This window comes from Frankia tisae (assembly GCF_025403405.1).
GTDB lineage: Bacteria > Actinomycetota > Actinomycetes > Frankiales > Frankiaceae > Frankia > Frankia tisai.
Genome location: NZ_JANEZT010000522.1, coordinates 1 through 3,380, shown reverse-complemented (window position 1 = coordinate 3,380; position 3,380 = coordinate 1). Strand labels below are relative to the sequence as shown.

The window sequence follows — 3,380 nt, the reverse complement described above, 5'->3', positions numbered from 1 at the left end:
AGCCCGAGCCGGCGGCCGAGGCGACCGGTGCCGGCTCGTCGACGGCGACCGTGATCAGCGCGGCGCCGACGGGGACGCCGGTACCGGCGGGGCCGGCCAGCGAGGTGACGACCCCGGCGTAGGGGCAGGGGACCTCGACGACGGCCTTGGCGGTCTCCACCTCGGCGACGGGCTGGTCGACGGTGATGACGTCCCCGACGTCGACGAACCAGCGGACCACTTCGGCGGAGGTCAGACCCTCGCCGAGATCGGGAAGGGCGAAGGCGCGTACCGCGGCCACGGGCTCACTGCTCCCACTGGAGTCGGGCGACGGCGTCGAGGATGCGGTCGACGCTGGGCAGGTGGTGCTTTTCGAGCATGGGTGGGGGATAGGGGATGTCGTAGCCGGTGACCCGCAGCACGGGAGCGGCGAGGTGGTGGAAGCACCGCTCGGTGACCCGGGCGGCGATCTCCGCGCCGACCCCGGCGAAGCCCGCGGCCTCGTGGACGACGACGGCGCGGCCGGTGGCACGCACCGCCGCGCAGACCGTCTCGTCGTCGAACGGCACCAGCGAGCGCAGGTCGACGACCGCGAGATCCCAGCCCTCCGACCGCGCGGCGGCCGCCGCCTCCAGGCAGACGGGCAGCGACGGGCCGTAGGTCAGCAGGGTCGCCGAGGTGCCCGGCCGGCGCACCAGGGCCCGGCCGATCGGCGGCACCTGGGCGGCCGTCGAGATTTCGGCCGGTGAGAAGTCCGCCGCCGACCAGTAGAGCCGCTTCGGTTCCAGGAAGACCACGGGGTCGTCAGAGGCGATCGCCGAACGCAGCAGCCCGTAGCTGTCGGCGACGGTGGCCGGGGTGACGACGTGCAGGCCGGGGGTGTGCGCGTAGTACGCCTCGCTGGAGTCGCTGTGATGCTCCACGCCGCCGACGCCGCCACCGTAGGGCACCCGGATGGTGATCGGCAGGCCCATCCGCCCGCCCGTGCGGTTGCGCATCTTCGCCACGTGCGAGAAGACCTGCTCGAACGCCGGATAGGCGAAGGCGTCGAACTGCATCTCCACGACCGGCCGCAGCCCGTACATCGCCATGCCGACGGCGGTGCCGAGGATGCCCGCCTCGGCCAGCGGCGTGTCCAGGCAGCGCTGCGTCCCGAACTCGGCGGCCAGCCCGTCGGTGACCCGGAACACCCCGCCGAGCGCGCCGACGTCCTCGCCGAGGACGTGGACGGTGGCGTCCGCGCGCATCGAGTCGCGCAGCGCCGTGTTGAGGGCAGCCACCATGGTCGTGCTCATCGGGCCTCGCCCCCAGCGGCGTCGGCGTCGGCGGCGGCGTCCGCGTCGAGGCGTGCCGCGAGCTCCGCGGCCTGCTCGCGCAGCTGGCTGGTCGGCGTGGCATAGACGTGGGTGAACAGGGAGCCGGGGTCGGGATCCGGCGGGTTGTCGAACTGGGCGCGAATCTCGGTGGCGAGGTCCTCGGCCGCCCGCGCGGTGGCGGCCACACCCGCGTCGTCGAGCAGCCCGGCGGCGCGTAGATGCCGCTCCAGCAGCGTCAACGGGTCGCGGGCCCGCCAGGCGTCGACTTCGGCCGCGCTGCGGTAGCGGGTCGCGTCGTCGGCGTTGGTGTGCGCGTCCAACCGGTAGGTGATGGCCTCGACGAGCACCGGCCCGCGTCCCGACCGGGCGTGTTCGACCGCCGCGGACAGGACGCTGTGCATCGCCAGCGCGTCGTTGCCGTCGACCAGGCGGCCGACGATGCCGTAGCCGACCGCCTTGTGGGCGAGCGTCGGCGCCGCGGACTGGCTGGCCAGCGGCACGGAGATCGCGTAGCCGTTGTTCTGGACCAGGAACACCACCGGCGCGCCCAGCACCCCGGCGAAGTTCAGCGCCTCGTGGAAGTCGCCCTCGCTGGTGCCGCCGTCGCCGACCAGGGCGAGCGCGACCAGCTCCTCGGCCGTCTCGGGATCCGCCGCCGCGCGCAGGCGGGCGGCGTGGGCCAGGCCCACCGCGTGGGGCGCCTGGGTGGCCAGCGGCGTCGACAGCGGCGCGATCCGGTGCTCGTAGGAGTCGTAGCCGCTGTGGGCGTGCCCGCGCATCAGCGTCAGCGCGTCCAACGGCCGGACGCCCCGGGCGACCACCGCGAGGGTGTCACGGTAGCTCGGGAACAGCCAGTCGACCTCCCGCAACACCATCGACGCGGTGATCTGGCAGGCCTCCTGGCCGGTGGACGCCGGGTACACGGCGAGGCGGCCCTGCCGGGTCAGCGTCGTGGCCTGCTGGTTGAAACGGCGGCCGAGGACCAGCCGGCGGTACAGCTCGCGCTGCAGCTCGGCGTCGAACGTCTTCGCCGCCGGGGTGCCGAGGATGCGCACCGGCTCGGGGTCGGGCAGTAAGGGCGCGGGGTCACGGCGCGGGCCATGGGAGTTCGGGGGCCCGACGAGGCCGGGTGCGGTGCTGTCGTCGAGGACGGTCATGGGCCACCTTCGGGACTCGGTGGTGGAATGGGGTGACGGCGGCCTGCCCAGGCCGGGCTTGCCCAGGCCGGGCTGCCCAGGTCGGGCTGCCTCGAGCCGCCCCGCCCCGGGTGGGGCCGCCCGAGCGCCCCGCGTCGCGGTGCCGGGCCGCGCACTGCCGGGGCTGGGCTACATGGGCTGATCGGGTCGGCGTCGCGAACGGTGGCGGGCTGGCCGCGCCGCCGGCGGGGGCAGGGGCCGGCCACGCGGTTGTCGGACGCGTCGGTCCGCAGGCCTGCGCGGCGCATGCGGCGCGGTGGTGGTGACCGAGGCGAACCCGGCGGGAACCTCAGCGGCGGCCGGGCGGCACCGGGGCGCCGATTCCCACCGCTGCCGGCGTCACGGTGTGCGGTCCGGCCCGAGGTGCTCCGGTTCGCCGGCAGGCCCGGGTCGGGCGCCGTCGGTGGTCACGATCCGTCTCCGCTCACCTACTTCGCTCTGGGTGGGCTCCGGGGCGTTCCCGGAGTCCGCATCCACGCTGTGGCCGCCTCTGCGATCGATTTTCCACTGCCCGCCGCCACTTGGATCGTGGCGATAATCACCTTGGGTTGACTGTGGGGCGTGAATTGTCGCGCGGCCCACCTTCTACGTCGTGTAGAAATGAGGTTGCCGGCCCGGGCGTTGTCGCCGGGATGCGGGCGGATCGGCAATTACGGTGGCCGACGGCCGAGCCCTCGAAGAGGTGGGATGCCCAGGTGTCAGCGGAACACCGGTTTAAATCCGCCGGTCATTGACGCGGACGAATTACTCATCTTTGATGCGCAATGCCGGCCGATGGATCATGACGATGGCTCCACGATCGATCCGGTGACAGCGACGTACCCCTCGGGCAGGCCGGGACGGTGTCGGACCGGCCCGCGGCCGGCTGCCAGCCGGCACACCACCCCAC

General features: G+C 73.8%; 3 protein-coding genes. All 3 read right to left on the bottom strand.

Going from position 1 to position 3,380, the window contains the following annotated elements; all coding sequences use genetic code 11:
- On the bottom strand, positions 1–280 hold a 280-nt coding region (locus NBZ85_RS29175; protein ID WP_308205235.1), incomplete at its 3' end, for a biotin/lipoyl-containing protein.
- A 4-nt stretch (positions 281–284) separates the two neighbouring features.
- On the bottom strand, positions 285–1,274 hold the full coding sequence (locus NBZ85_RS29170; protein ID WP_261560481.1) for an alpha-ketoacid dehydrogenase subunit beta: 990 nt from the start codon (positions 1,272–1,274) through the stop codon (positions 285–287).
- A complete protein-coding gene (locus NBZ85_RS29165; protein WP_261563165.1) occupies positions 1,271–2,452 on the bottom strand; it encodes a thiamine pyrophosphate-dependent dehydrogenase E1 component subunit alpha in 1,182 nt (393 codons plus the stop codon). The genes NBZ85_RS29170 and NBZ85_RS29165 overlap by 4 nt, the downstream gene beginning before the upstream one ends.
- Positions 2,453–3,380: the final 928 nt, after the last annotated feature.